Annotated in this window: 25 protein-coding genes and 1 tRNA gene; 18 read left to right on the top strand and 8 right to left on the bottom strand. The window is 72.5% G+C overall.

From position 1 onward, the window contains the following. The first annotated feature begins 347 nt into the window (after nt 1-347). The 9 genes from N3K63_RS11980 (at nt 348) to N3K63_RS12020 (ending at nt 9,375) form a co-directional block, all read left to right on the top strand. Entirely contained in the window at nt 348-1,358 is a 1,011-nt protein-coding gene (locus tag N3K63_RS11980) for a TadA family conjugal transfer-associated ATPase (RefSeq protein WP_261580406.1), read from the top strand. Continuing rightward, nucleotides 1,355-2,191: a type II secretion system F family protein gene (locus tag N3K63_RS11985; protein ID WP_261580407.1), complete on the top strand. Its 837-nt coding sequence runs from the start codon at nt 1,355-1,357 to the stop codon at nt 2,189-2,191. The genes N3K63_RS11980 and N3K63_RS11985 overlap by 4 nt, the downstream gene beginning before the upstream one ends. Before the next feature lie 102 nt (nt 2,192-2,293). Further along, entirely contained in the window at nt 2,294-2,527 is a 234-nt protein-coding gene (locus N3K63_RS11990; protein WP_261580408.1) for a DUF4244 domain-containing protein, read from the top strand. Next, on the top strand, nt 2,524-2,865 hold the full coding sequence (locus N3K63_RS11995) for a TadE family type IV pilus minor pilin (RefSeq protein ID WP_261580409.1): 342 nt from the start codon (nt 2,524-2,526) through the stop codon (nt 2,863-2,865). Before N3K63_RS11990 ends, N3K63_RS11995 begins: the two co-directional genes overlap by 4 nt. Further along, nucleotides 2,865-3,182, top strand: a complete 318-nt coding sequence (locus N3K63_RS12000; RefSeq protein WP_261580410.1) for an Rv3654c family TadE-like protein — start codon at nt 2,865-2,867, stop codon at nt 3,180-3,182. Before N3K63_RS11995 ends, N3K63_RS12000 begins: the two co-directional genes overlap by 1 nt. A gap of 98 nt (nt 3,183-3,280) precedes the next feature. After that, nucleotides 3,281-5,977 carry a type I DNA topoisomerase gene (gene topA, locus N3K63_RS12005; RefSeq protein WP_261580411.1) on the top strand — a complete coding sequence of 899 codons (2,697 nt, stop codon included), beginning with the start codon at nt 3,281-3,283 and terminating at the stop codon, nt 5,975-5,977. Beyond that, nucleotides 5,974-6,654 (top strand): dTMP kinase, encoded by a 681-nt coding sequence (gene tmk / locus N3K63_RS12010; protein WP_261580412.1) that lies wholly within the window; start codon nt 5,974-5,976, stop codon nt 6,652-6,654. Before topA ends, tmk begins: the two co-directional genes overlap by 4 nt. 10 nt (nt 6,655-6,664) lie before the next feature. Next, on the top strand, nt 6,665-7,819 hold the full coding sequence (locus N3K63_RS12015; protein ID WP_261580413.1) for a DNA polymerase III subunit delta': 1,155 nt from the start codon (nt 6,665-6,667) through the stop codon (nt 7,817-7,819). Next, complete coding sequence (locus N3K63_RS12020; protein ID WP_261580414.1) at nt 7,816-9,375, top strand: alpha/beta hydrolase; 1,560 nt, start codon at nt 7,816-7,818, stop codon at nt 9,373-9,375. Before N3K63_RS12015 ends, N3K63_RS12020 begins: the two co-directional genes overlap by 4 nt. A 75-nt stretch (nt 9,376-9,450) precedes the next feature. On the opposite strand, the gene N3K63_RS12025 is transcribed toward N3K63_RS12020, so the two are convergent. The 3 genes from N3K63_RS12025 to N3K63_RS12035 all read right to left on the bottom strand — a co-directional run bounded on the left by N3K63_RS12025 (nt 9,451) and on the right by N3K63_RS12035 (nt 12,104). Beyond that, nucleotides 9,451-10,110 (bottom strand): ABC transporter permease subunit, encoded by a 660-nt coding sequence (locus N3K63_RS12025; RefSeq protein ID WP_261580415.1) that lies wholly within the window; start codon nt 10,108-10,110, stop codon nt 9,451-9,453. Further along, the gene (locus tag N3K63_RS12030) at nt 10,103-11,140 is read right to left on the bottom strand and encodes a methionine ABC transporter ATP-binding protein (protein WP_261580416.1); all 1,038 of its coding nucleotides are present in this window, start codon (nt 11,138-11,140) and stop codon (nt 10,103-10,105) included. The genes N3K63_RS12025 and N3K63_RS12030 overlap by 8 nt, the downstream gene beginning before the upstream one ends. 64 nt (nt 11,141-11,204) lie before the next feature. Beyond that, a complete protein-coding gene (locus N3K63_RS12035) occupies nt 11,205-12,104 on the bottom strand; it encodes a MetQ/NlpA family ABC transporter substrate-binding protein (RefSeq protein ID WP_261580417.1) in 900 nt (299 codons plus the stop codon). Between the two features lie 220 nt (nt 12,105-12,324). Here N3K63_RS12035 and N3K63_RS12040 point away from each other — a divergent pair. Further along, nucleotides 12,325-12,400 (top strand) — tRNA-Thr (locus N3K63_RS12040). A gap of 34 nt (nt 12,401-12,434) precedes the next feature. Then, nucleotides 12,435-12,827: a hypothetical protein gene (locus tag N3K63_RS12045; protein ID WP_261580418.1), complete on the top strand. Its 393-nt coding sequence runs from the start codon at nt 12,435-12,437 to the stop codon at nt 12,825-12,827. A 5-nt stretch (nt 12,828-12,832) separates the two neighbouring features. Here N3K63_RS12045 and N3K63_RS12050 read toward each other — a convergent pair whose 3' ends face one another. Further along, complete coding sequence (locus N3K63_RS12050) at nt 12,833-13,744, bottom strand: DMT family transporter (RefSeq protein WP_261580419.1); 912 nt, start codon at nt 13,742-13,744, stop codon at nt 12,833-12,835. Nucleotides 13,745-13,817: 73 nt separating this feature from the next. Between N3K63_RS12050 and N3K63_RS12055 the strand changes: the two genes are divergently transcribed. From N3K63_RS12055 to N3K63_RS12065, 3 genes are read left to right on the top strand one after another with little or no spacing between them, the layout of a single operon-like run. After that, nucleotides 13,818-16,094, top strand: a complete 2,277-nt coding sequence (locus N3K63_RS12055; protein WP_261580420.1) for an MMPL family transporter — start codon at nt 13,818-13,820, stop codon at nt 16,092-16,094. Further along, nucleotides 16,091-16,681 (top strand): isochorismatase family protein, encoded by a 591-nt coding sequence (locus tag N3K63_RS12060; RefSeq protein ID WP_261580421.1) that lies wholly within the window; start codon nt 16,091-16,093, stop codon nt 16,679-16,681. The genes N3K63_RS12055 and N3K63_RS12060 overlap by 4 nt, the downstream gene beginning before the upstream one ends. Next, the gene (locus N3K63_RS12065; RefSeq protein WP_261580422.1) at nt 16,678-17,418 is read left to right on the top strand and encodes a DUF2510 domain-containing protein; all 741 of its coding nucleotides are present in this window, start codon (nt 16,678-16,680) and stop codon (nt 17,416-17,418) included. Before N3K63_RS12060 ends, N3K63_RS12065 begins: the two co-directional genes overlap by 4 nt. Nucleotides 17,419-17,420: 2 nt before the next feature. On the opposite strand, the gene N3K63_RS12070 is transcribed toward N3K63_RS12065, so the two are convergent. After that, a complete protein-coding gene (locus N3K63_RS12070) occupies nt 17,421-18,857 on the bottom strand; it encodes a serine/threonine-protein kinase (RefSeq protein ID WP_261580423.1) in 1,437 nt (478 codons plus the stop codon). Between the two features lie 65 nt (nt 18,858-18,922). After that, the gene (locus N3K63_RS12075) at nt 18,923-19,783 is read right to left on the bottom strand and encodes a zinc-ribbon domain-containing protein (protein WP_261580424.1); all 861 of its coding nucleotides are present in this window, start codon (nt 19,781-19,783) and stop codon (nt 18,923-18,925) included. 121 nt (nt 19,784-19,904) lie between these two features. On the opposite strand from N3K63_RS12075, the gene dinB reads away from it, so the two are divergent. Genes dinB through N3K63_RS12095 form a run of 4 tightly spaced genes read left to right on the top strand, consistent with a single transcriptional unit; the run spans nt 19,905 to nt 22,602 of the window. Beyond that, a complete protein-coding gene (gene dinB / locus N3K63_RS12080; RefSeq protein ID WP_261580425.1) occupies nt 19,905-21,101 on the top strand; it encodes a DNA polymerase IV in 1,197 nt (398 codons plus the stop codon). Nucleotides 21,102-21,124: 23 nt separating this feature from the next. Further along, nucleotides 21,125-21,265 carry a hypothetical protein gene (locus N3K63_RS12085; protein ID WP_261580426.1) on the top strand — a complete coding sequence of 47 codons (141 nt, stop codon included), beginning with the start codon at nt 21,125-21,127 and terminating at the stop codon, nt 21,263-21,265. 45 nt (nt 21,266-21,310) lie between these two features. Further along, a complete protein-coding gene (locus N3K63_RS12090; protein WP_261580427.1) occupies nt 21,311-21,937 on the top strand; it encodes an SRPBCC family protein in 627 nt (208 codons plus the stop codon). Next, complete coding sequence (locus N3K63_RS12095) at nt 21,934-22,602, top strand: DUF4166 domain-containing protein (protein WP_261580428.1); 669 nt, start codon at nt 21,934-21,936, stop codon at nt 22,600-22,602. Before N3K63_RS12090 ends, N3K63_RS12095 begins: the two co-directional genes overlap by 4 nt. 15 nt (nt 22,603-22,617) lie before the next feature. On the opposite strand, the gene arr is transcribed toward N3K63_RS12095, so the two are convergent. Continuing rightward, nucleotides 22,618-23,040 carry an NAD(+)--rifampin ADP-ribosyltransferase gene (gene arr, locus N3K63_RS12100; RefSeq protein ID WP_261580429.1) on the bottom strand — a complete coding sequence of 141 codons (423 nt, stop codon included), beginning with the start codon at nt 23,038-23,040 and terminating at the stop codon, nt 22,618-22,620. A gap of 70 nt (nt 23,041-23,110) precedes the next feature. After that, nucleotides 23,111-23,338, bottom strand: coding sequence for a hypothetical protein (locus tag N3K63_RS12105; protein ID WP_261580430.1), 228 nt, complete (start codon nt 23,336-23,338; stop codon nt 23,111-23,113). Nucleotides 23,339-23,374: the final 36 nt, after the last annotated feature.

Raw genomic sequence — 23,374 nt, forward strand, 5'->3', positions numbered from 1 at the left:
GTAGGGGACGGACAAGTCGCCCGCCCCGACTGATATATCGCGCCGCGACGCGCCGGAGGGGTTTTGGCGCCACGCGCGCGGATGCGTATGCTCGGTCGCGGCCGAACTTCGATTCTGGCATCGCAGCATCCGCACACCCCCCGATCGTCGGATGCTGCGCAGGGTGGCATCCCGTTCCCCCCATGGGATGCCACCCTCTTCCTTTTCTTGGGACCGCTCCCGGCGGAGCGGGTGCGCTCCGGATGCCACGGGTGCCACTTCCTCACCAGGTGCCCACCTGCGCGGTCCGTCCCCGGATCGGCCGGCTGCCGGTCACCGGCGCCCGCCGCGCTCGTAGCGTCTCGTGCATGTCCGAGCCGTTCGTCGTCCGCCCCCGCGGGGCGCCGTCGTCGGTGCCCGGGGCCGTGGCGCCCGCGCGACGCCGCGTGCTGCCCGACCATCCGGCGCTCGCGTCGCTGCGCCCGCACCTGGCCGACCCCGACGTGACCGACGTGTTCGTCAACGGCGGGGGCGCCCTGTTCATCGACCGCGGCCGGGGCGCGGAGCGCGTGCCCGGCTGGGCGGCCACCGAGGCCGAGGTGCGCGAGCTGGCGGTCACCCTCATCGGGCTCGGCGGCCGGCACCTCGACGATCTCGCTCCGCTGGTCGACGTGCGCTGGGAGCACGGGGCGCGGGTGCACGCGGTGCTCCCGCCGGTGGCGGTGGGCGGCGCGGTGATCTCCATCCGGCTGCCGTCGACGCGGCGACTCGACCTCGACGCGCTCGGCCGCCAGGGCATGTTCGACGCGGCCACCGGCGCCGTGCTGGAGCGGTTCGTCGCCGACCGCGAGAACGTGTTGGTGAGCGGGGCCACCGGCACCGGCAAGACGACGATGCTCGCCGCGATGCTCGGGCGGGTGCCCGCGGCGGAGCGGATCGTCACGATCGAAGACGTCGCCGAGCTGGCGATCGACCACCCTCACCACGTGCGCTTGGAATCGCGCCAGCCCAACCTCGAGGGCGCCGGCGCGGTGGGCCTCGCCCGGCTCGTGCGTGAGGCGCTGCGGATGCGACCCGACCGGCTGGTGGTCGGCGAGTGCCGCGGCGAAGAGGTGCGCGAGCTGCTGTCGGCGCTCAACACCGGGCACGACGGTGGAGCCGGCACCATCCATGCCGGCGGGATGGACGACGTGCCGGCGCGGCTCGAGGCGCTCGGCGCGCTCGCCGGGCTCGACGACCGGGCGCTGGCCCGGCAGGTGGCCAGCGCCGTGGGTGCGGTGGTGCACCTCGCCCGCGGCGCCGACGGCATCCGGCGCGTCGCCGCCATCGCCCGACCGGTGATCACCCGGGACCGCCTGGAGATGGCGGAGCGCACATGAGCACCGCGGGCGCCGTGCACCGGCTGGCGGTGCTGCTGGAGGCGGGCCTCACGCCGGGACGGGCGTGGGAGCATCTGGCCGCGGGCGGCGACGCCGATGCTGCGGCCGTCGTCGCCGGGGCCGCGGATGGGCGGCCGGTGGCCGCGGTGCTCGCCGCGCGCGCCGACCCCTGGCCCCAGGTGTCGCGGGCGTGGCAGGTGGCGGCCGAAGTGGGGGCGCCGCTCGCGCCCAGCCTGCGCGGCATCGCCGACGCGCTGCGCGATGCCCAGGCCGCCCGCGACGAGGTGCGGGTGGCGCTGGCCGAGCCCGCCACCACCGCGCGGCTGGTCTCCTGGCTGCCGCTGCTGGCGGTCGTCCTGGTCGTCGCCTTCGGGTTCGACGTGGTGCCCGTGCTCACCCAGCCCGTCGGCATCGCGTGTCTGGTGGCGGGCCTCGCCCTCATCGTGCTCGCCCGACGGTGGACGGCGCGGCTGGTCGCCCGCGCGCAGCCCGACCCCCGCATCCCGGGGCTCTCGTGCGACCTGGTGGCGATCGCACTCAGCGGCGGCGTGGCGATTCCGCGGGCGCTCGCCGTGGTCGGCGACGACGCGGCGGCCGAGACGGCGACGGTGCTCGAGCTCTCGCGCGCCAGCGGTGCCCCCGCCATCGAACTGCTGCGCGCCACCGCCGTCGACGCCCGCCGCGACGCGCGCACCGAGGGCCGGCTGCGCGCCGCGAAGCTCTCCGGCGCGTTGTTGCTGCCGCTCGGGGTGTGCACGCTGCCCGCCTTCCTGCTGCTGGGGGTCGCCCCCATGCTCCTGTCGGTGCTCACCGCCACCCCGCTGACCCTGTGACCCAGGCCCCGTGATCCTTGCGACCCGTGACCCCGTGACCCCGTGACCCCGTGACCCCGCGACCCGTGCCGACCATCCGTGCCGCCGAACGAAAGGAACACCATGTCCCACCCCATCCCCGCCCTGCCGCCCCTGACCCGTCGCCGCGCGCAACGCCTGTTCGCCGTCCACCGCTCCGCCGATCTGGCCGACGAGACCGGCGCCGCCACCGCGGAGTACGCGATCGCCACGATGGCGGCGGTCGCCTTCGCGGGACTGCTGGTGGTGATCATGCGCTCCGACGAGGTGCGCGGCATCCTCACCGACCTCGTGCGCCGAGCGCTGACGGTGGCGTGAACCTGCGCAGCCGCCGGCTCGGCGAGCGGGGAGCGGTGACGGCCGAGTTCGCCGTCGCCCTCCCCGCGGTCGTCGCGGTCGTGGCGCTGTGCATCGGCGCGCTGGCGACCGTGGGACGGCAGGTGCGTCTCGAGCAGGCCGTCGCCCAGGGGGCCCGCCTCGCGGCGCGAGGCGAGCCGGCCGACGCGGTGCACGACGTCGTCGCGCGCATCTCGGGGGCGGGGTCGGTCGCCATCGCCGGCGAGGGCGACCTCGTCTGCGTCAGCGCGGCGGTGGCCATCGCCGCGCCCTTCCCCGAGATCCGGGCCCGGTCGTGCGCGCTGGCCGGTGACCCCTGATGCCGGGCACGATCCTCGCCCTCGGCGCGGTGGCCGCCACCGCCGTGTTCGCCGTCGGCCTCGGCGCGGCCGCGGCGGTCTCGCTCGGGGCGACGCGCGCGGGCGTAGCGGCGGATGCCGCGGCCCTGGCCGCCGCCGACACGGCGGCCGGGTTCGCGGCCGGCGAACCGTGCACGCGTGCGGCCGAGGTCGCCGCCCGCGGGGGAGCGCGCATCGTCTCGTGCGACCTCGACGGGCTGGTCGCCACGGTCGAGGTCGCCGGGACGGCGGGGGTGTACGCGGTGCAGGCGCGCGCCCGGGCCGGGCCGCCGCCGTGAGGGTCGGGCGCCGCCGCGCCACGGGCAAGCCCCGGCCGCTCCCAGCATCCTCATGTGGCGGCGGTGTGTATGGTGTGCAACGAAGAAAGGACGGCCACGTGGCACAGGTCAAGGGCGGCAAGGTCGAGGGCAAGAAACTCGTCATCGTCGAGTCGCCGACGAAGATGCGGTCGATCCAGGGCTACCTGGGCGACGGGTACGAGGTGCTCAGCTCGGTGGGTCACATCCGTGACCTCGCTGACAAGAAGGACATCCCCGCCGAGTTGAAGAAGACCTCGGTCGGCAAGTACTCCATCGACATCGAGAACGGGTTCACTCCTCTTTATGTGGAGAGCGAACGCGGCAAGAAGACCGTCGCCGAGCTCAAGCGCGCCCTCAAGACCGCCGACGAACTGCTGCTGGCCACTGATGAAGACCGCGAAGGCGAAGCCATCGCGTGGCACCTGCTCGAGACCTTGAAGCCGAAGGTCCCCGTCAAGCGCATGGTCTTCCACGAGATCACCAAAGACGCCATCCGCGCCGCCGTCGACAACACCCGCGAGCTCGACCTCGCCCTCGTCGACGCGCAGGAGACCCGCCGCATCGTCGACCGCCTCTACGGCTGGGACGTCTCCGACGTCACCCGTCGCAAGGTCGGCCAGGGCACCTCCGCCGGCCGTGTGCAGTCGGCCGCCACTCGCCTCATCGTCGACCGCGAGCGCGAGCGCATGGCGTTCGTCTCGGCGTCGTACTGGGACGTCGAGGCCGCCGCACGCCGCGCCGAGGCCGGCGCCGACGCCTTCTCGACCCGCCTGGCCCGCCTCGACGGCGCCGCCCTGGCGCGCGGCACCGACTTCGACGACCGCGGCGCGCTGCGCAAGGCCGTCGTGGTGCTCACCGAGGCCGAGGCCCGCGAGATCGCCGCCGCCCTCGAAGCCGACGGCGCCGCCACCGTCACCTCCGTCGAGGCCAAGCCGGGCACCCGCAGCCCGAAGCCCCCCTTCACGACCTCCACCATGCAGCAGGAGGCCGGACGCAAGCTCTCGATGAGCGCCAAGCACGCCATGGGCGTCGCGCAGCGGCTCTACGAAAAGGGCTACATCACCTATATGCGCACCGACTCGACCTCGCTGTCGACGCAGGCGATCGCCGCCGCCCGTGCGCAGGCCGTCGCCCTCTACGGCGACCGCGCCGTGCCGGCGAGCCCGCGCAGCTACCGCAGCAGCAGCAAGAACGCGCAAGAGGCGCACGAGGCCATCCGTCCGTCGGGCGAAGACTTCCGCACCCCCGCGTCGGTGTCCTCCGGCCTCGACCGCGACGAACTGCGCCTCTACGACCTCATCTGGAAGCGCACCGTCGCCAGCCAGATGTCGGATGCCACGTACGAGACGACCACCGTCGTGCTGGAGACCACGGTCACCGGCCGCGTCGCCGCGTTCACCGCCTCGGGCACCGTCTACACCTTCAAGGGCTTCCTGGAGGCCTACGAAGAGGGACGCGACGAGAAGCGCTCCGACGCCGAGAAGGCCGACGACCAGTCGCTGCCCCAGCTCACCGTCGGCGACGCGGTGCGCCTGAGCGAGATCGAGCCCAAGGGCCACTCCACCAGCCCGAAGCCGCGCTACACCGAGGCGTCGCTGGTGAAAGCCCTCGAAGAGAAGGGCATCGGTCGCCCGTCGACCTTCGCCTCGATCATCGACGTCATCCTCGACCGCGGCTACGTGAGCAAGCGCGGTCAGGCGCTCGTTCCCAGCTGGCTGGCGTTCAGCATCGTGCGCCTGCTCGAGCAGCACTTCGCCGAGCTCGTCGACTACGACTTCACCGCCGGCCTCGAAGACGACCTCGACGCCATCTCGCGCGGCGAGGAGAACCGCGCCGAATGGCTGCGCGGCTTCTACTTCGGCTCCGAGGGCCACGTGGGTCTGCGCAACGTCGTCGACAACCTCGGCGACATCGACGCCCGCGAGATCAACTCCACCCCGATCGGCGACGTCGCGGTGCTGCGCCTGGGCCGCTACGGCCCGTACCTCGAGGTGCCGGGCGATGACCCCGAGACCCCGCGCCGCATCAATGTGCCCGCCGACCTCGCGCCCGACGAGCTCACCCCCGAGCGCGCGCAGGAGCTCGTCGACGCCCCCGTCGGCGGCGACCGCGTGCTCGGTCAGAACCCCGAGAACGGCCGCGACATCGTCGTGAAGGACGGGCGTTTCGGCCCCTACCTCGAAGAGGTGCTGCCCGAGACCGAGCCCGAGCCCGAGGCCGCCCCGAAGAAGCGCGGCGCGAAGAAGGTCGAGCCGGCCAAGCCCAAGCGCGCGTCGCTGTTCAAGAGCATGTCGCCCGAGACGATCGACCTCGACACCGCGGTGAAGCTGCTGTCGCTGCCGCGCGTGGTGGGGGTCGACCCCGAGACCGAGCAGCCCATCACGGCGCAGAACGGCCCCTACGGCCCGTACATCAAGAAGGGCACCGACTCGCGCTCCATCGCCAGCGAAGACCTCATCTTCGACCTGACGCTCGAGCAGGCGCTGGAGATCTACGCCCAGCCGAAGTACGCCAACCGCGCGGCCACCTCGCTCAAGGAGTTCGAGGCCGACCCCGTCAGCGGCAAGCCGATCCGCATCAAGGACGGCCGATTCGGCGCCTACGTCACCGACGGCACGACCAACGTGACGATCCCCAAGGGGCAGACCCCCGATGAGATCACCTTCGAGGTCGCGGTGCAGATGCTCGCCGACAAGCGCGCCAAGGGTCCCGCCCCCAAGCGCACGACCCGACGCGCCCCGGCCGCGCGCAAGGCGCCGGCGAAGAAGAAGTGACCGCCCCCGTGCCCCACGGCGCCGACGCCCCGCGCGCCGGCCTGTGGATCACCATCGAGGGCGGCGACGGCGCCGGCAAGACGACCCAGTCGCGGATGCTGGAGGAGTGGATGCGCGGCGAGGGCCGCACGGTCGTGCGCACCCGCGAGCCCGGCGGCTCGGAGGTCGGGGTGCTCGTGCGCGACATCGTGCTGCACCACCGAGGCGACATCGCCCCGCGCGCCGAGGCGCTGCTGTACGCCGCCGATCGGGCCCACCACGTGGCATCCGTCGTGCGCCCCGCCCTCGCGCGGGGCGAGGTGGTCATCCAAGACCGCTACCTCGACTCGTCGGTGGCCTACCAGGGCGCCGGGCGGGTGCTGGATGCCGGTGAGATCCGCGATCTGTCGCTGTGGGCCGCCGAAGGCGCGCTCCCCGACGTGACGGTGCTGCTCGACCTCGACCCGGCCCTCGCCCGCGCGCGGCTCGACGCCGACGACAAGCCCTTCGACCGGCTCGAGTCGGAGCGCGCCGAGTTCCATGAGCGGGTGCGCGCCGCCTTCCTCGCCCTGGCCGCCGCCGAGCCCGACCGCTTTCTGGTGCTCGACGCCTCGCGGCCCGCCGCAGAGCTGGCCGCCGCCGTGCGCGCGCGCGTCGCGCCGCTGGTGGCGCCCGGCCACGTCGGCGGGGCACCGTAGGCTGTTCGGCATGACCTCGATCGCCCTGCAGGAACTGCCGTGGGGTCAGGTGTGGGGGCAGGACGACGCGATCGCCCAGCTGCAGGCCGCCGCCGCCGATCCGGCGCTGCTGGCGCACGCGTGGCTGATCACCGGGCCGCCCGGCTCGGGCCGCTCCACGATCGCGACCGCCTTCGCCGCCGCCCTCATCGCCGACCCCGGTGACGAGACCGCCATGCGCCAGGTCATCGCCGGCACCCACCCCGACCTGACCACCCTGCGCGCCGAGGGCGTGATCATCTCGATCAAAGACGCCCGCGCCCTGGTCGAGCGCTCCTACTTCGCACCGTCGCTGGGCCGCCACCGCGTGATCGTCATGGAAGACGCCGACCGCATGGTCGAGCGCACCAGCAACGTGCTGCTCAAGGCGCTCGAAGAGCCGCCCGACCAGACCATCTGGATCCTCTGCGCCCCGAGCGACGCCGACCTGCTGCCCACGATCCGCTCGCGGGTGCGCACCCTGCGGCTGCGCGAACCCGAGGTCGCCGACGTGGCCCGCCTCATCGTCGAGCGCACCGGGGTCGACCCCGCCGTCGCCGAGCAGTCGGCCCGTCTCGCGCAGCGGCACATCGGCATGGCGCAGCGCCTGGCCACCGACGACGTCTCCCGCGCCCGGCGCGCCGAGACGCTCGCCGCCTCCCTCGGCGTGCGCGGCGTCGGCGATGCCGTCGAGACGGCCGCGCGCATCGTGCAGCTGGCCACCGACGACGCGAAGGCCCTCACCGCCGAGCGCGACGAGTCCGAGCGCACGGGCCTGCTGCGCACCCTCGGCATCGCCCCCGGCGGCCCGGTGCCCCCGGCGGTGCGCGGCCAGGTCAACGCCCTCGAAGAAGAGCAGAAGCGGCGTGCGACCCGCAGCCTGCGCGACGGCATCGACCGTGTGCTCACCGACCTCGAGTCGATGTACCGCGACACCCTCATGCTGCAGCTGGGCCGCGGCGGCGACCTCATCAACCTCGAACTGACCGCCGAGCTCACCACGCTGGCCGCCGCGTGGACCCCCGAGCGTACGCTCACCGTGCTCGATCAGATCGCCCTCACCCGCACGCACCTGCAGGGCAACGCCGCCCCCGCGCTCGCCCTCGAGAGCCTGCTCATCACCGTCGCCAGCGGAAGGACCCCGTGACCCTCACCCGTCGCCTCGTGACCGCCGTGGCCGGCATCGCCGCCGCCACCCTCGCCCTCACCGGGTGCATCGCCGCGGCGATCCCAGCCGAGTCGGGCGCCCCCGGGCCCACCCGCACGCCGGTCACCGACGGCGCCCCCGCCGGCTTCGAGGAGTACTACGGGCAGACCCTCATCTGGGAGGGGTGCACCGGGGCGGATGCCGGTGCGTACGACTGCACCGAGGTCACCGCGCCGCGCGACTGGTCTGACCCGGATGCCGGCGACCTCACGCTCGCCCTCATCCGCCGCGCCGCCGACAACGGCTCACCGCTCGGATCGCTGCTGACCAACCCGGGCGGCCCCGGCGCCAGCGGGTACGACCTCATCGCCGACTCGGCCACCTACGCCGTGGGGCAGCCGCTGCTGCAGAACTACGACGTCATCGGGTTCGACCCGCGCGGGGTCGGCCGGTCGTCGGCGGTGTCGTGCCTGGCGCCGGCCGAGATGGACGACTACCTCTTCGACATCCCGGAGAACCCGCGCGGGTCCGACGGGTGGCGTGCCGAGCTCACCGAGCGCAACGCCGGCTTCGTGGCCGCGTGCGAGGCGGGCAGCGACGGCCTGCTGCCGGCGATTACGACCGACGATTCCGCCCGTGACATGGACCTGCTGCGCGCCGTGCTCGGCGACGAGCAGCTCAGCTACCTGGGCTACTCGTACGGCACCTTCCTCGGGGCGACCTACGCCAAGCTGTTCCCCGAGCGCGTGGGCCGGCTCGTGCTCGACGGCGCGATCGACCCGTCGGTGTCGGGTCTCGACGTCAGCACCACGCAGGCGGTCGGGTTCGAGTCGGCGCTGCGCGCCTACATGGCCGACTGCCTCACCCAGCGCGACTGCCCCTTCACGGGCACCGTCGACGACGCCATGGCCGACCTCGGCACGCTGCTGGCCGGTGTCGACCGTGCACCGCTGCCCGCCGCCGACGGGCGCGACCTCGGCGCCGACTCGCTGATGACCGGCATCATCGCCGCGCTGTACTCGAAGGACAGCTGGCAGTTCCTCACCGTCGCCCTCACCCAGGCGCTCAAGGGCGACCCGTCGGCGGCGTTCCAGCTCGCCGACTTCTACTACGGCCGCAATGCCGACGGCACCTACGCCGACAACTCCACCGAGGCGTTCCGGGCCTACAACTGCATGGACTACCCGATGGACACCGACCAGGCCGACCTCGACGCCGCCGACGCGCGGGTCGCCGCTGAGGCACCGACGATCGCCCCCTACTGGGACGGCGTCGACGTGTGCGCATCGTGGCCCTACCCGCCGACGGGCGTGCGCGAGCCGATCGCCGCCGACGGGGCGGCGCCCATCGTCGTGGTCGGCACCACCAACGACCCCGCCACGCCCTACACGTGGTCGGAGTCGCTGGCCGCCCAGCTGTCGTCGGGCGTGCTGGTCACCCGCGTGGGCGAGGGGCACACCGGCTACAACAAGGGCAACTCGTGCGTCGACGACGCCGTGAACGCCTACCTCGTCAGCGGCACGGTTCCCGACGACGGTCTGCGCTGCGGCGGCTGACTGGGTCGCGGCCCGCCGCCGGCCGAGGCTCATGCCGCCGCTCGATCGGGTCGCGGCAGGGGCCGCGGCCGGGGGTCAGCGGCGCAGCACGCGCCGGGCGAGAGCGTTGCCGAGGAACTGCACGCCCTGCACCAGCACGATGATGATGAGCACGGCCGCCCACGTGACCACCGGGTTGAACTGCTTGAACCCGTAGACGATCGCGAACTCGCCCAGGCCCCCCGCGGCCACCGCGCCGGCGATGGCCGTCATGTCGACGAGGGCGACGACGATGAAGGTGTAACCGAGGATCAGCGGGCCGAGGGCCTCGCGCGGGATGAGGCGGAACAGGATGCGGCTGCGGCTGGCGCCGGCCGCTCGTGCGGCCTCGATCACGCCGGGGCGCACCGTCAGCAGGTTCTGCTCCACGATGCGGCTGATGGCGAACATCGAGGCGATCGTGATGGCGAACACGCCGAACTCGGGCCCGATGCCGGGGATGCCGAGCCCGCGCGCGAACGGCTGCACGGCGGCGAGGAGGATCACGAACGGGATCGGGCGGAAGAAGTTGACGACCACGTTCAGCACGCCGAACACGACCCGCTGCGGGTAGAGGCTGCCGGCGCGGGTCGCATAGAGCGCGAGGCCGAGCAGCAGCCCCGCCAGCCCGCCGAACACGAGCGCCAGGGTGACGACGTAGAGGGTCTCGGCCGTGGCCGACCACAGTTCGGGCAGCAGATCGATGAGCCTATCCACGGGCGTCCTCCTCGATGAGCGGGGCGATCTCGGATGCCGCGGCGATGGCCCGGCCGACGGCATCCGCCTCGCCGGTGAGGGCGAGGGTGAGGTGGCCGAACACGCGGCCGCGGATGTCGTTGATGCCGCCGTGGATGAGCTCGAAGCGCACCCCGTGGGCCGAGAGCGCGGCGAACACGTCGGCCTGGGTCACGTCGCCGTCGCGCACGGTGAAGGTGACGATGCGACCCGGATGCCGTCGGCGCAGCGTCTGCAGCTGTTCGCCGACCGGCACGTCTTCGATGATGCTCGCCACGAACCGGCGGGTGGCTCGGTGCTGCGGCGCCGAGAGCACGTCGAACACCTCGCCCTGTTCGATGATGCGGCCGTGCTCCATGACCACGACGCGGTCGGCGAGGGTGCGGATGACGTCCATCTCGTGCGTGATGACGAGGATCGTGATGCCCAGCTCGGTGTTCACCCGCTTGAGCAGCGTGAGCACCTCGTGGGTCGTGTCGGGGTCGAGGGCGCTGGTGGCCTCGTCGGCGAGCAGGATGCGCGGGTCGGTGGCCAGGGCGCGGGCGATGCCGACGCGCTGCTTCTGGCCGCCGGAGAGCTGCTCGGGGTAGCTCTTGGCCTTGTCGGCGAGGCCGACGAAGGCGAGCAGCTCGCTCACCCGGGCGGTGATCTCGGCGCGCGGGCGGCGGGCGACCTCGAGCGGGTAGGCGACGTTGCCGGCCACGGTGCGCGAGTCGAACAGGTTGAACTGCTGGAAGATCATGCCGATGTCGCCGCGGAGCGCGCGCAGGTCGCGCTCGCGCAGGCGGGTGATGTCGCGGCCGTCGATCTCGACGGTGCCCGAGGTCGGCGCCTCGAGGGCGTTCACGAGGCGCAGCACGGTGCTCTTGCCGGCCCCGGAGTAGCCGATGATGCCGCAGATCTGCCCCGCCCCGACGACCAGGTCGACGTCGTCGACGGCGGTGACCGGCGCGGCATCCTTTCCGGCCGGAGGGAAGGTCTTCGTCACGCCGGAGAGGCGGATGAGGGTCATGTGCGGCTCCTTGCAGACAAACGTGTGCGGCCCGCTCGGAGGAACGGGCCGCACACGCAGGGTATTACTGGTTGGCGCGGATGTCGTCCTCGACTGACTTCAGCGACGCGGTGAGCTCGTCGACCGGGGTGGTCAGCAGCACCGCGGTGTTGCCCGAGGCCTCCTGCACGCCGTCGAGCACGTCCTGGGTCTGCTGGTAGATCTCGACGAGCTTCTGGTACGTCGGGTTGTCGGCGTCGTCGGCGCGGGCCGCGAAGATGTTGACGTACGGCAGCGCGTTCGGGTCGGACGGGTCGTCCTGGGCGATCGCGTCGTCGAAGCTGAGGCCGGCGTCCTCGACGAAGTCGTTGTTGATGATGGCGGCGGCCACGTCGGGCAGCGAGGTGGCCGTGAAGGCGGCGTCGAGCGCCTCGACCTTGACCTTCGACTCGGGCAGCACGTCGGCGACGGTCGAGAAGATCGAGCCGCCGTCCTTCAGCTCGATGAGCCCGGCCGACTGCAGCACGAGCAGACCGCGGGCCTGGTTCGACTCGTCGTTGGGCACGGCCACCGTCTCGCCGGCGGGGATCTCGTCGGGCGAGGCGTACTTCGACGAGTAGAGACCCAGCGGGTAGATCGCCGTCGCGCCGATCGGCACCAGGTCGTCGTCGGCCTGCACGTTGTAGGTGGCGAGGTAGATGATGTGCTGGAACTGGTTGAGGTCCAGCTCGCCCGCCGAGAGGGCGGGGTTGGGCTGCGTGTACTCGCTGAAGTCGACGAGCTCGACGTCGATGCCCTCGGCGGCCGCGGCCTCCTTGTAGGTCTCCCAGTACGGGTCGCCGGCGCCGACGACGCCGATCTTGACGGTCTCGGTGCTGGCGGCGTCCCCCGACGCGGCGGGCTCGGACGAGCCGCTGGCGCAGGCGCCGAGCAGCAGGGCGAGGGGGAGCGCGAGAGCTGCTCCGACGATCGTCTTCTTGGACATGGTGGTGCTCCTTGTGTGTCGGGGCACCGCGGGCGCGGGGCGCCGATCATGGTCCGTGGACCGCGATCGCCTCATCGCGGTGCCTGTTCGACGCTACGCGGGATGCCGTGCGGTTCCGATTCGGCTGTAACACGGCGTCGCACCGGCCGGTCGGCGGTGGTTCGCGGGGGTGACGCCGACACTGTAAGATCGTTCTTCGTGCACGGCGCTCGCGCCTTGCGCCGCCTTAGCTCAGACGGCAGAGCGATTCACTCGTAATGAATAGGTCAAGGGTTCGATTCCCTTAGGCGGCTCCAACTCACCTCCCACGTCCACGACCGAGGGGTCCCCATGGATCACGCACTGGACGCGGTGCTGGAGATCTTCTCGTGGATCGGCTTCGCCGGCGCCGCGTTCTTCGGCGCCCTGTGGCTCGTGCTGTGGGCGGCCGACGGGTCGTGGCTGCCGGTGCAGGCGATCGTCGACCGCGACGGCGAGCACCCGGCGGTGCGCTGGTTCGGCACCGACGGCGCCCACCACGCGTTCCTGGCGCCCCACGACGCCGCGACCCTGGACGGGGCCGACGAGGCGACCGTGTGGCACCGGGTGGGCCGCCCCGAGCAGGTGCGCCTCACGCGGCGTCCGCCGGCGCTGGATGCCGTCGGCTGGGGCGCGGTGGGCCTGGCGGCTCTGGGCGTCGTGACCCTCATCGGGTCGTGGGTCGTGCTCTTCGTGCGCGGCTGAGCCGCTCAGGGGGCGATGCCGAGGATCGCGCCGGCGACGAGGGCCAGCACCAGACCCGCCCATTGGGCGGGGGCGATGCGCTCGCGCAGCACGAGAGCGGCGAGGATGACGGTGCCGGCCGGATAGAGCGCGGTGAGGGCGGCCACGACCGACAGGTCGCCTCCCGAGCGCAGCGCGGTCAGCAGCAGCAGATTGGCGACGGCGTCGACCAGGCCGCACGCGACGGCCAGCAGCCACGCGCGGCGCACCACTGAGGACGTGGCGGTGGATGTCGTGGTGCGGGCGATCAGCGCGTCGCGGGCGCGGGCACCCCGTCGGGCCGCGATGACGATCAGCGCGACCACGACCGCGCCGGTGATGAGCGCGTTGACGGCGCGGTTCATGATCAGGGGCACCACGCCACTGGCATCCGATGTCTGATCGATGAGGATCAGGAACGCGCCGATGGCCAGGCCCGACCCGAACGCCATCGTCAGCCCCAGTGCCGACGGTCGCGAGAAGCCCGCGGTCGGCAGGAAGGCCACCAGCACCACCGCCACGATCGCCAGGGCGATGCCGAGGATGCCGAGCGGGGAGAGCGCCTCGCCCTTGACGAGGGCGGCCCACAGGATCGGTGCCACCGCCGAGACGACGGCGGTGACGGGGGAGAGCACGCTCATCGGGCCGATCGCGAGGCACGCGTAGAGCAGGCCGATCGCGACCGCACCGGTGACCCCCGACAGCGCGCCCCACAGCACGTCGCGCGGGGCCCACACCCCGCCGAGCACGGGGAGGGAGACCAGCAGCACGGCCAGTCCCGACGTCGCCGCGGTGGCGGTGACCACGACCGCACGGAGGTGGCGGGAGGCCAGTCCTCCGAGGAAATCGGCCGATCCGTAGACGAGCGCGCCGACGAAGGCGAGGGCGGCCGAGAGCATGCGGTCAGCCTAGTGAGCGGCGTGCACAGATCCGGAGGTGACGAAACGGGTTATTGCTAGATAAGCTAGCAACATGAAGAACTACCGACCCTCCCGGTGGCTGCGTATCGGCATCCCCGTCCTGCTCGTGCTGATCTGGCTCGTGGGCGGATCCATCGGAGGGCCGTACTTCGGCAAGATCGACGAGGTCGCCACCAACGACCAGTCGTCGTTCCTGCCCTCGAGTGCCGAGGGCACGCAGGTGCAAGAGCGCCTGGGCGACTTCCTCGGCAGCGAGACGATCCCCGCCGTGGTCGTGGTGAGCTCGGACACCGCCCTCACCGACACGCAGCTGAGCGAGCTCACCGCGCTGTCGGAAGACATCGCCGCCATCGACGGCGTGGGGGAGGTGTCGCCGCCGATCCCGTCGGACGACGGCGAAGCGGTGCAGCTGTTCGTGCCGATCGACGCGTCGGGCGAGGTCAGCGACATCGTCGCCGAGGTGCGCACGCTGGTGCAGGACGAGGTCGGTGACGGGCTCGAAGCCTGGGTCACCGGTCCCGCCGGGTTCACCGCCGACCTGGTGAAGGGCTTCCTCGGCATCGACGGCCTGCTGCTGATCGTCGCGCTCGGTGCGGTGTTCGTCATCCTGGTGATCGTCTACCGCTCGCCGCTGCTGCCGGTGCTCGTGCTGCTGACATCGACCTTCGCGCTGTGCGTGGCGCTGCTGACGGTGTGGTGGCTGGCCAAGGCGGGCATCTTCCTGCTCAACGGCCAGGTGCAGGGCATCCTGTTCATCCTGGTCATCGGCGCCGCCACCGACTATGCGCTGTTGTACGTGGCCCGATTCCGAGAGGCGATCGGCACCGGCCAGAGCCGCTGGACGGCCACCGTGCAGGCGTGGAAGGGCTCGTTCGAGCCGATCATCGCCTCGGGCGGCACCGTGATCGCGGGCCTGCTGTGTCTGCTGCTGAGCGACCTCGCCTCCAACCGCGCCCTCGGGCCCATCGCCTCGATCGGCATCGCGTTCGCGGTGCTGTCGGCCCTCACCTTCCTCCCCGCACTGCTGGCGCTGTTCGGGCGCGTCGCCTTCTGGCCGTTCATCCCGAAGGATGCCGGTGTGGTGCTGCCCGAGCGCTTCGACGCCGACCCGGCCAAGGCCATGGACGCCCACCCGGTGAAGGGGCTGTGGGCCCGTCAGGCGCGCTTCGTCGCCCGGCGCGCACGCACCGTCTGGATCGTGTGCACCGTCGTGCTGCTGGCCGCGAGCGTCGGCGTGCTGCAGCTGAAGGCCGACGGCGTGCCCGCCAGCGACCTCGTGCTCGGCGCCTCCGAAGCGCGCGACGGTCAGGTCGCCCTCGCCGAGCACTTCCCGGCCGGCTCGGGCAGCCCCGTCTACGTGATCGTGCCGCAGGACGAGGTCACCGACGCGCTCACCGTGCTCGACGACAGCGACGGCGTCGACACCGTCGCCATCGCCTCGGCCGACTCGCCCACCGGCCAGGCCGGCATCGCCCTCGAGGGCGGCGAGCCGGTGATCTCGGCGCAGGGCCCTCCCGGAACCCCGGCGCCCGAGCCCACCGTCGTCGACGGCGACGTGATGCTCGTGGGCACCCTCACCGACGCGGCCGACTCGCTCGCCGCCGAAGACACGGTGCGCGATCTGCGGGCCGCCTACGCGGATGCCGTGCCGGATGCGCTCGTGGGTGGTTCGACCGCTCTCGACGTCGACACCAACGACACCTCGATCCGCGACCGCAACGTGATCATCCCCGTGATCCTGCTGGTGATCCTCGTGATCCTCATGCTGCTGCTGCGGGCGATCGTGGCCCCGGTGCTGCTGATCCTCAGCGTGGTGCTCTCCTTCGGTGCGGCCCTGGGGGTGAGCGCCCTGGTCTTCAACCACGTGTTCGGCTTCCCGGGTGCCGACCCGGCGGTGCCGCTGTACGGCTTCGTGTTCCTCGTGGCGCTCGGGGTGGATTACAACATCTTCCTGATGTCGCGGGTGCGCGAGGAATCGCGCGCGCACGGCACCCGTCCCGGCATCCTGCGCGGGCTCATCGCGACCGGAGGTGTGATCACCTCGGCGGGGCTGGTGCTGGCGGCCACGTTCGCCGCGCTCGGAGTGATCCCGATCCTCTTCCTCGCCCAGCTCGCGTTCATCGTGGCCTTCGGTGTGCTGCTGGACACCTTCGTGGTGCGCTCGCTGCTCGTGCCGGCGGTCGCCTACGACATGGGCCGGGTCATCTGGTGGCCGTCGAAGCTGTCGCGTCGGGATGCCGAGGCCACGACGACCGGCACCGACGGCGACGACGACATCGCCGTCGACCACCTCACGCGAGCGGAGTACCGGGCTACGCTCGACACATGAGCACCGCACTGTTCATCGTCGACGTCCAGAACGACTTCACCGAAGGGGGAGCGCTCGCCGTGGCGGGCGGTGACGCCGTGGCATCCGCGATAACCGCCTACCTCGCGCGCAACGCCGACCGGTACGCCCTGGTCATCGCCTCGCGCGACTGGCACGACGCCGAGGGCTCCAACGGCGGGCACTTCGCCGGGGTCGACTCCGACGCGGCCCCCGACTACGTCGACACCTGGCCGGTGCACTGCGTCGCCGGCACCCCGGGCGCCGATTACGACCCCGGGCTCGACACCACCGCCGTCACCCACCACGTGAAGAAGGGGCAGGGAGTGCCTGCCTACTCGCTGTTCGAAGGGGTGACCGACGACGGAAGCACCGTGGCCGACCTGTTGACCGCCCACGGGGTGGTCGACGTCGACGTCACCGGCATCGCCACCGACCACTGCGTGCGGGCCTCCGCCCTCGACGCGCTGGCCCACGGCCGGCACGTGCGCATTCTGACCGATCTCGTCGCGGGCGTCGCCCCGCAGACGAGCGAGGCCGCCCTGGCCGAACTCGCCCACGCGGGCGCCGATCTCGAGGAGAGCAAATGACCACCCCGACCCCCGCCGGATGGTACCCCGACCCCGCAGACCCCTCCCGCACGCGCTGGTGGGACGGTGCGCAGTGGACCGAGAACGTCGCGGGCGGCCAGCCCGCCGCACCGGCAGCCCCCACGGCACCGGCCGCACCCGCCTACGGTGAGAACCCGACGACGCCGGCCTACGGCGCCTACCCGACGGCTGCCGGCTACCAGGCCGCGCCCGCCTACCAGGGGGCGCCCGCCTACCAGTCGGGACCGTCGGCCCCGGGCGCCTCGGGCGACACGCTCTGGATCTACCTGTCGATTGCGGCATCCCTGCTGCCGGTGTTCAGCATCTTCTTCATCGACTGGACCCCGTTCCTGGCGATCAGCGCGACGCAGTCGCCCACCGATGCCGACGTGGCCGCGCTGATGACGGGCTTCTTCGCCCAGACGCTGCTGATCAGCGTGTTCTCCTACGCGATGATCGCCCTGTCGATCGTGTTCGCCTGGCTCGACTGGCGCGAGCTGAAGCGCCGCGGCGTGGCGCGCCCCTTCCACTGGGCGTTCGCGTTCTTCGCCCTCGTGATCTCGATCGGCGTCTACATCATCGGGCGCACCGTCGTGCTCAAGCGTGAGACCGGCAAGGGGCTCACCGCCCTGTGGGTGTGGATCGCCACCATCGTGCTCGCGATCGTCATCTCGATCGTGTGGACGGTCGGCCTGTTCGCCCAGATGGCCGAGTACATGCAGTACATGCCGTACTGACCTCACCCGTTGCCGCGGCCGTTGCCCTTGCCGTTGCCGTTGCCGTTATCGGAGTTCCCCGAGTTGCCGTTGCCGGAGCCGGAGTTGCCGGAGTTGTTGCTCCCGGAGTTGCCGTTGCCGGAGGTCCCGTCGCCCTCGTCGGTGCTCGCGCCGTCGTCGGTGGGCTGATCGACCACCACGGTCTCCGGTGCCGGCGGCTCGGATGCCGGTGCGGCGGGCACCTCGACGGTGGGCGTGGTGCTGGGGGTCGGCTCCGCGGTGGGGGAGACGCCGGCCGCGAGCGACCACGCACCGGTGACCAGCAGGGCGGCAGCCGCAGCCGAGGCCACCCAGACCCCGACGCGCCGTGCCCGGCGCCGCCGGCCGGTGGCGGCGGGCGCTGCGACCGGTGAGGAGGCCGCTGCCGCGGCGGCCGCGGCGGCCGGGATCGCCGGTGGCAGCACCATCGTGCGCGTCGGGTCGTCGGCATCCGCCATGGTCGGGGTCGACGCCGGCGGCGCCATCGCCGCCGTGGCGCCCCAGGCGGCCGTGGCCCCCATGGGGAGGATCGTCACGGGCGCCGTGGCCTCATCGAGGTCGGGGGCGCCGGCGGGGATCGCCGCCAGCAGGGTGAGCAGCTCTGCGGCATCCGGACGGTCGGCGGGAGTGCGCGAGGCCATGCGGGTGAACAGTTCGCGCCGGTGCGCACCGAGCGATGCGGGCACGAACGGGTCGCTGGTGAGGCGTGCGAGCATCTGGGCGCGAGGGTCGGTCATGCCGAACGCGCGGCGACCGGTCGCGGCCTCGATCAGCACGAGTCCGAGCGCGTAGATGTCGGACGGCGGCGCGGGGTCGGCGCCGTCGAGCAGCTCGGGAGCGATGTAGGCGGCGGTGCCGACGGTGAGCCCGGGGGAGGTCACCCGCGTGGCATCCAGCAGATGGGCGATGCCGAAGTCGGCGAGCTTGGCGCGGTAGGGACGCGAGGGCACCGGGGTGCGCGCGAGCAGCACGTTCGAGGGCTTCACGTCGCGGTGCACGATGCCCGCCGCGTGCACGATGTGCAGGGCTTCGGCGAGGTCGGCGGCGAGGGCGTCGAGCTCGGCGACCGGGAGGGGACCCTCGGCGATGCGCTCCGACAGCGTCGGGCCCGTGACGAACTCCATGACCAGGTAGGCCGGGCCGGTGCCGGTGCCGGTGCCGGTGCCGGTGACGCGGGCGTCGTAGAGGGTGACGAGCGAATGCCCGCCGACCGAGGCCAGCAGACTCACCTCGGCGCGCAGTCGTTCGGGGCCCGACTGCTCTTCGGCGTGGGCGTGCATCACCTTCACCGCGACCACGCGCCCGAGCGCGAGGTCGTCGGCCCGGTACACGTGGGCCATCCCACCTGTGCCGACGAGTTCGACCAGTCGATAGCGCTCATCGAGGGTGTCGCCGACGCCCGGCCGGTGCGAGTCGGTCATTCTTCGACCGTACGCCGGACCGGCAAGATGCGAGATCCCCTTGACAGGGGCGCCGTGTGGTGCCGTCAGCTGCGGTAGGCCGCGACGAGCAGCGGCCCGCGGATGTCGGTCAGCACGTCGACGAGGCGCTCGACGGTGCGTCGGCTCGTCGTGGCGGCGGTGACATCGTGCGGTCCGAGCGGGGGCAGCGCGCCGGCGCGCAGGCGCACCACCTCCCAGCCCGCGGCGCGCAGCAGCCGGTCTTTGCGGCGGTCGGCGTCTTCGCGTTGCCCGACGTGCTCGAGCCCGAACCTGCCGGTGGTGTCGTATTCGACGGCCACGCGCAGTTCGGGCAGCAGCATGTCGGGCCACACCTCGAGGTGCTCGAAGAACGGGCGGGCCACGCGCACCGCGTTCATGCCGCTGGTGACGGCGAGGGCGTCGAAGATCGCCGCGCGCAGCTTCTCTTCGGCGGCCGAGGCGGGCCGGGGCGCGCAGGCGCTCACGAACGCCGTGCCCACCGCGACGTCGGGGGTCTTGCCGCACAGGCGGCGGCGGGGGCGGGCGCGGGCGCGCGTCGCGGGCGTCGGTGCCGCCGGACTCGCGGCCGGGGTCGGCATGGGGGCCCTGACGATGCGCGGCGGCGCCGCCCCGGCCGTGCAGTCGGGGCACCACGCCGACCGCCGCCGACGCCCGGTGGGACGGGCACGCTGCTCGCTCGGGGTGGCCACGAACAGGTGGCCGACCTCGCACTGCCACAGCAGCAGCACGTCGGCGGCGGGCGGGATCTGCGAGAGCACGATCCCCGCGTTGAGGTCGGGGTGATACTGCCGCACGAGCATCGGGTACGACGACCATGCGTCACGGTAGGTGCCCACTTCGTAGGGCACGGCGCGGTCTCGGGAGAACTGTCGCCGCGCCCACCAGTCCTCGATGCGCTCCGCCACGCTCCGAAGGGTACGAGCGGCCTCCGACGTCGCCGCCCCGGTGTCGGCCGTGCGTGCGACGATCCACCCCACCGGCCCGTGACGGCGCCGGCGATCCAGGCGCGGGCGAACAGGAGGCGACATGCGGGGCGAGGCGACCGTGCTGCACGCCGACCTCGACGCGTTCTACGCGTCGGTCGAGCAACGCGACGCGCCGGCGTTGCGCGGCCGACCGGTGATCGTGGGAGGCGGGGTGGTGCTCGCAGCGAGCTACGAGGCGAAGGCCCGGGGCGTGCGCACGGCGATGGGTGGGCGGCAGGCGCGCGAGCTGTGCCCGGATGCCGTGGTCGTTCCGCCCCGCATGGAGGCCTACACGGCGGCCAGCCGCGCGGTGTTCGCGGTGTTCCGCGACACGACGCCGCTGGTGGAGGGGCTCTCGATCGACGAGGCGTTCCTCGAGGTCGGCGGGCTGCGGCGCCTCGCGGGATCGCCCGAGCAGATCGCCGTGCGGCTGCGCGAGCGCGTGCGCGTCGAGGTGGGACTGCCCATCTCGGTCGGGGTGGCGCGCACCAAGTTCCTCGCCAAGGTCGCCAGCGCCGTCAGCAAGCCCGACGGGCTGCTCGTGGTCGAGCCCGACGGCGAGGAGGACTTCCTGCTGCCGCTGCCGGTCGAACGGCTGTGGGGAGTGGGCGCCGTCACGGCCGAGAAGCTGCACCGTCTCGGCATCCACACCGTCGGCCAACTGGCAGAGCTCGAGACCGAGGCCGCGCAACGGCTGCTGGGCCGGGCGGCGGGAGCCCACGTGCATGCGATGGCACGCCTGCTCGACCCGCGGCCCGTGGTCACCACCCGCCGTCGCGGCTCGATCGGCTCGCAGCGGGCGCTCGGCAGCCGCCCCCGTAGCGCCGACGAGCTCGACGTGATGCTGACGCAGATCATCGACCGTCTCGCCCGGCGGCTGCGCGACGGCGGCCGCGGATGCCGCACCGTCGTGCTGCGGCTGCGCTTCGGCGACTTCACGAAGGCCACACGCTCGCGCTCGCTGCGGTCGGCGACCGACCGCACGGCGGTGCTCCTGGCCGTGGCGCGCACCCTGCTGGTCGCCGCGCAGCCCGAGATCGACGCACGCGGCATCACGCTCATCGGCATCTCGCTCTCGCAGCTGGTGCGCGCCGAGGAGATGCCGCCCGAGCTGCCCCTCGACGAGCCCGACGGCGCCCGCCTCGACACGGTGTTCGACAAAGTCCGCGACCGCTTCGGCGCGGCATCCCTCGCGCGGGCGACGCAGGTGGGGCGCGACCCGGGCTGGTCGGCCCCGTTGCTGCCGGAGCACGAGTGACCGAGGTCTCGTAGGCTGGAAGCATGAGCGGGCGTCCCGCATACCCGCAGGCCTGCCCCACCTGCGGTGACCCGTTGTCGTTCGAGATCCTCGACGACGAGAGGTTCCTCGTGGCGTGGTCGTGCGTGACCTGCGGGCTCATCCGCACGACCGAGCCGGTCTAGCGCGCCCTGCCGTGTGAGGGTGTTCCGGTGTCGTAGCGTCGTGGTGTGGCGCGCCGAGGCATCTATGTGGAGACGGTGGTCCGCGCCGACCTCGATCGGGTGTGGGAGGCCACGCAAGACCCCGTCCAGCACGTGCGGTGGGACGTGCGGTTCAGCCGCATCTCGCCGACCGGGGTGACCGATGCCGGTGCCACGACGTTCGGGTACGAGCGCCGCGTGCCGCTGCACACGGTGCGGGGCACCGGGGTCAGCATCGGCGAGCGGCACAGCACGGGCGGCGTCCGCACGTCGGCGCTGCGCTTCCACACTGCAGACCGGCTCTCGCCGATCGCCGCCGGCCGCGGCTACTGGCGTTACGTCCCTACCGCCGACGGGGTGACCTTCATCACCGGGTACGACTACACGCCGGGCTGGGGACCGCTCGATGTCGTCGTGCGGCCCGCCCTGGGATGGGCGACGGCGTGGAGTTTCGACCGCCTGCGCCTCTGGCTCGAGACCGGGGTGCCGCCCGAGCGGTGGCCGCTGTGGAGCGTGCTGTGGTGGTGGCGCCGCGACCGTCCGCGTGCCGCCCGATGCCGTCGCATGCCCGTCGGAGGGTCACGCCGCGGCGACCAGCTCGCCGCCGCCCCGGCATCCCTCGCTGCTCTTCCCGATCCGAAAGGCACGCGGTGACCTCGATCTTCGCGCAGGCGCTCGGCGCCGACTTCGACCGCCTGCACCCGCAGATGCAACGGCGCTTCGGCGTCGGGCTCGACTCCGGCGAGGCGTGCGTCGGGCGCGGTGTGATGACCAGCATCCGCCGCGGGCCGTGGTGGACGGTGCCGTTCTTGCAGATCGGGCGGCTGCGGAACATCCTCATTCCCGACACCGGCACCGACGTGCCGTTCGTCATCGAGAACTTCCCCTACGTCGACCCGTTGGGACGCGAGACGGTGACCTTCGTGCGGGAATACACGATCGGCCGCAAGCGGCGACGCTTCGACGCGACGATGGTGCTCGATCAGGGGCGCATCGTCGACTACCTCGGCACGCACCAGCATCTCGCCGTCGATCTCGAGCTGCGCGTCGACGACCGCGGCGGGCTCGTGCTCACCTCGCAGGCGCAGCGCTTCTACGAGGGGCCGGTCGGCTTCCGCTTCCCGATGATCTTCAGCGGTCGCGCACACCTGCGCGAGTACTACGACGATGCCGACCAGAAGTTCCACATCGACCTCGAGGTGCGCAACCACCGGTTCGGGTTCCTGTTCGGCTACCGCGGTTCGTTCACCCCGGAGTGGATGCCGGCCGTCGACGCACCGGCACGGCTCAAGCCGCGGCGCCACGAGCGTCGCACGTGAGCTGCACCGTTCCGGTCAGTTGAGGATCTCGCCGCGCTCGTCGGCGCGCAGGTCGGCGATGCGGCGTCGCCACTCCTGCAGGGCCTCGTCGGTGAGCCGCGTCCAGTCGTGCACCTCGGCGACAACGCGCAACGGTGCGGCCGAGCGGAACGACCGCGTGGGGTTGCCGGGGAACTTCTTGTCGGTGACGTTCGGGTCGTTCTCGAAGTCGCCCGTCGGCTCCACGAGGTAGACCCGCGGTGCGGCGTCGCCGGCGGCGAGCTCGGCCGCCAGCCCGGCACCGTCGCGAAGCGCCGTGAAGTAGACGTGGTTCATCACGACCTCGGGGCGGTAGTTCGAGCGGAACCCCGCCGTCAGCAGGTCGCCCTCACGCAGGTCGGCCTTCGTGCCATGAAAGAAGGGGCCGGGATCGAGCGGGGCGTCGGAGGCAGCATCCACGCCGACAGCGTACGCCGGGTGGGGTGGCCTCGTGAGCCGCTCCCTGGCGCGCGCAGGCAGACCCGCCGGGTCAGTCGGTCTCGCGTGAGGCCCCGGAAGACGGGCGATAGAAGGCGCGGGCGATGAGCGCGGCGCCGCCGAGCAGGCACAGCCAGGCCACCCCGAGTGCGGCGAACCCGAGAAGCTGATGGGAGTCCACCCAGGCCCGCACATCGGGGGTGCCCTTGACGAGCATCCACGTCAGGAAGAACGCGATGAGAACACTGCCGCTCAGCACGAGCCCGATCTTGTTCGCCATTCTTCGAGGGTAGGGGGCGGCGCGACGCTACGGTGA

The sequence above is a fragment of the Microbacterium festucae genome (assembly GCF_025421715.1).
Classification (GTDB): Bacteria; Actinomycetota; Actinomycetes; order Actinomycetales; family Microbacteriaceae; genus Microbacterium; species Microbacterium festucae.

Coding starts and splice junctions, on each gene's coding strand:
- N3K63_RS11980 (WP_261580406.1), top strand. CDS start 348: ATGTCCGAGCCGTTCGTCGTCCGCCCCCGCGGGGCGCCGTCGTCGGTG.
- N3K63_RS12045 (WP_261580418.1), top strand. CDS start 12,435: ATGGATCACGCACTGGACGCGGTGCTGGAGATCTTCTCGTGGATCGGC.
- N3K63_RS12055 (WP_261580420.1), top strand. CDS start 13,818: ATGAAGAACTACCGACCCTCCCGGTGGCTGCGTATCGGCATCCCCGTC.
- N3K63_RS12060 (WP_261580421.1), top strand. CDS start 16,091: ATGAGCACCGCACTGTTCATCGTCGACGTCCAGAACGACTTCACCGAA.
- N3K63_RS12065 (WP_261580422.1), top strand. CDS start 16,678: ATGACCACCCCGACCCCCGCCGGATGGTACCCCGACCCCGCAGACCCC.
- N3K63_RS12085 (WP_261580426.1), top strand. CDS start 21,125: ATGAGCGGGCGTCCCGCATACCCGCAGGCCTGCCCCACCTGCGGTGAC.
- N3K63_RS12105 (WP_261580430.1), bottom strand. CDS start 23,338: ATGGCGAACAAGATCGGGCTCGTGCTGAGCGGCAGTGTTCTCATCGCG.
- N3K63_RS12030 (WP_261580416.1), bottom strand. CDS start 11,140: ATGACCCTCATCCGCCTCTCCGGCGTGACGAAGACCTTCCCTCCGGCC.
- N3K63_RS12035 (WP_261580417.1), bottom strand. CDS start 12,104: ATGTCCAAGAAGACGATCGTCGGAGCAGCTCTCGCGCTCCCCCTCGCC.
- N3K63_RS11985 (WP_261580407.1), top strand. CDS start 1,355: ATGAGCACCGCGGGCGCCGTGCACCGGCTGGCGGTGCTGCTGGAGGCG.
- N3K63_RS12015 (WP_261580413.1), top strand. CDS start 6,665: ATGACCTCGATCGCCCTGCAGGAACTGCCGTGGGGTCAGGTGTGGGGG.
- N3K63_RS12000 (WP_261580410.1), top strand. CDS start 2,865: ATGCCGGGCACGATCCTCGCCCTCGGCGCGGTGGCCGCCACCGCCGTG.
- N3K63_RS12070 (WP_261580423.1), bottom strand. CDS start 18,857: ATGACCGACTCGCACCGGCCGGGCGTCGGCGACACCCTCGATGAGCGC.
- N3K63_RS11990 (WP_261580408.1), top strand. CDS start 2,294: ATGTCCCACCCCATCCCCGCCCTGCCGCCCCTGACCCGTCGCCGCGCG.
- dinB (WP_261580425.1), top strand. CDS start 19,905: ATGCGGGGCGAGGCGACCGTGCTGCACGCCGACCTCGACGCGTTCTAC.
- N3K63_RS12050 (WP_261580419.1), bottom strand. CDS start 13,744: ATGCTCTCGGCCGCCCTCGCCTTCGTCGGCGCGCTCGTCTACGGATCG.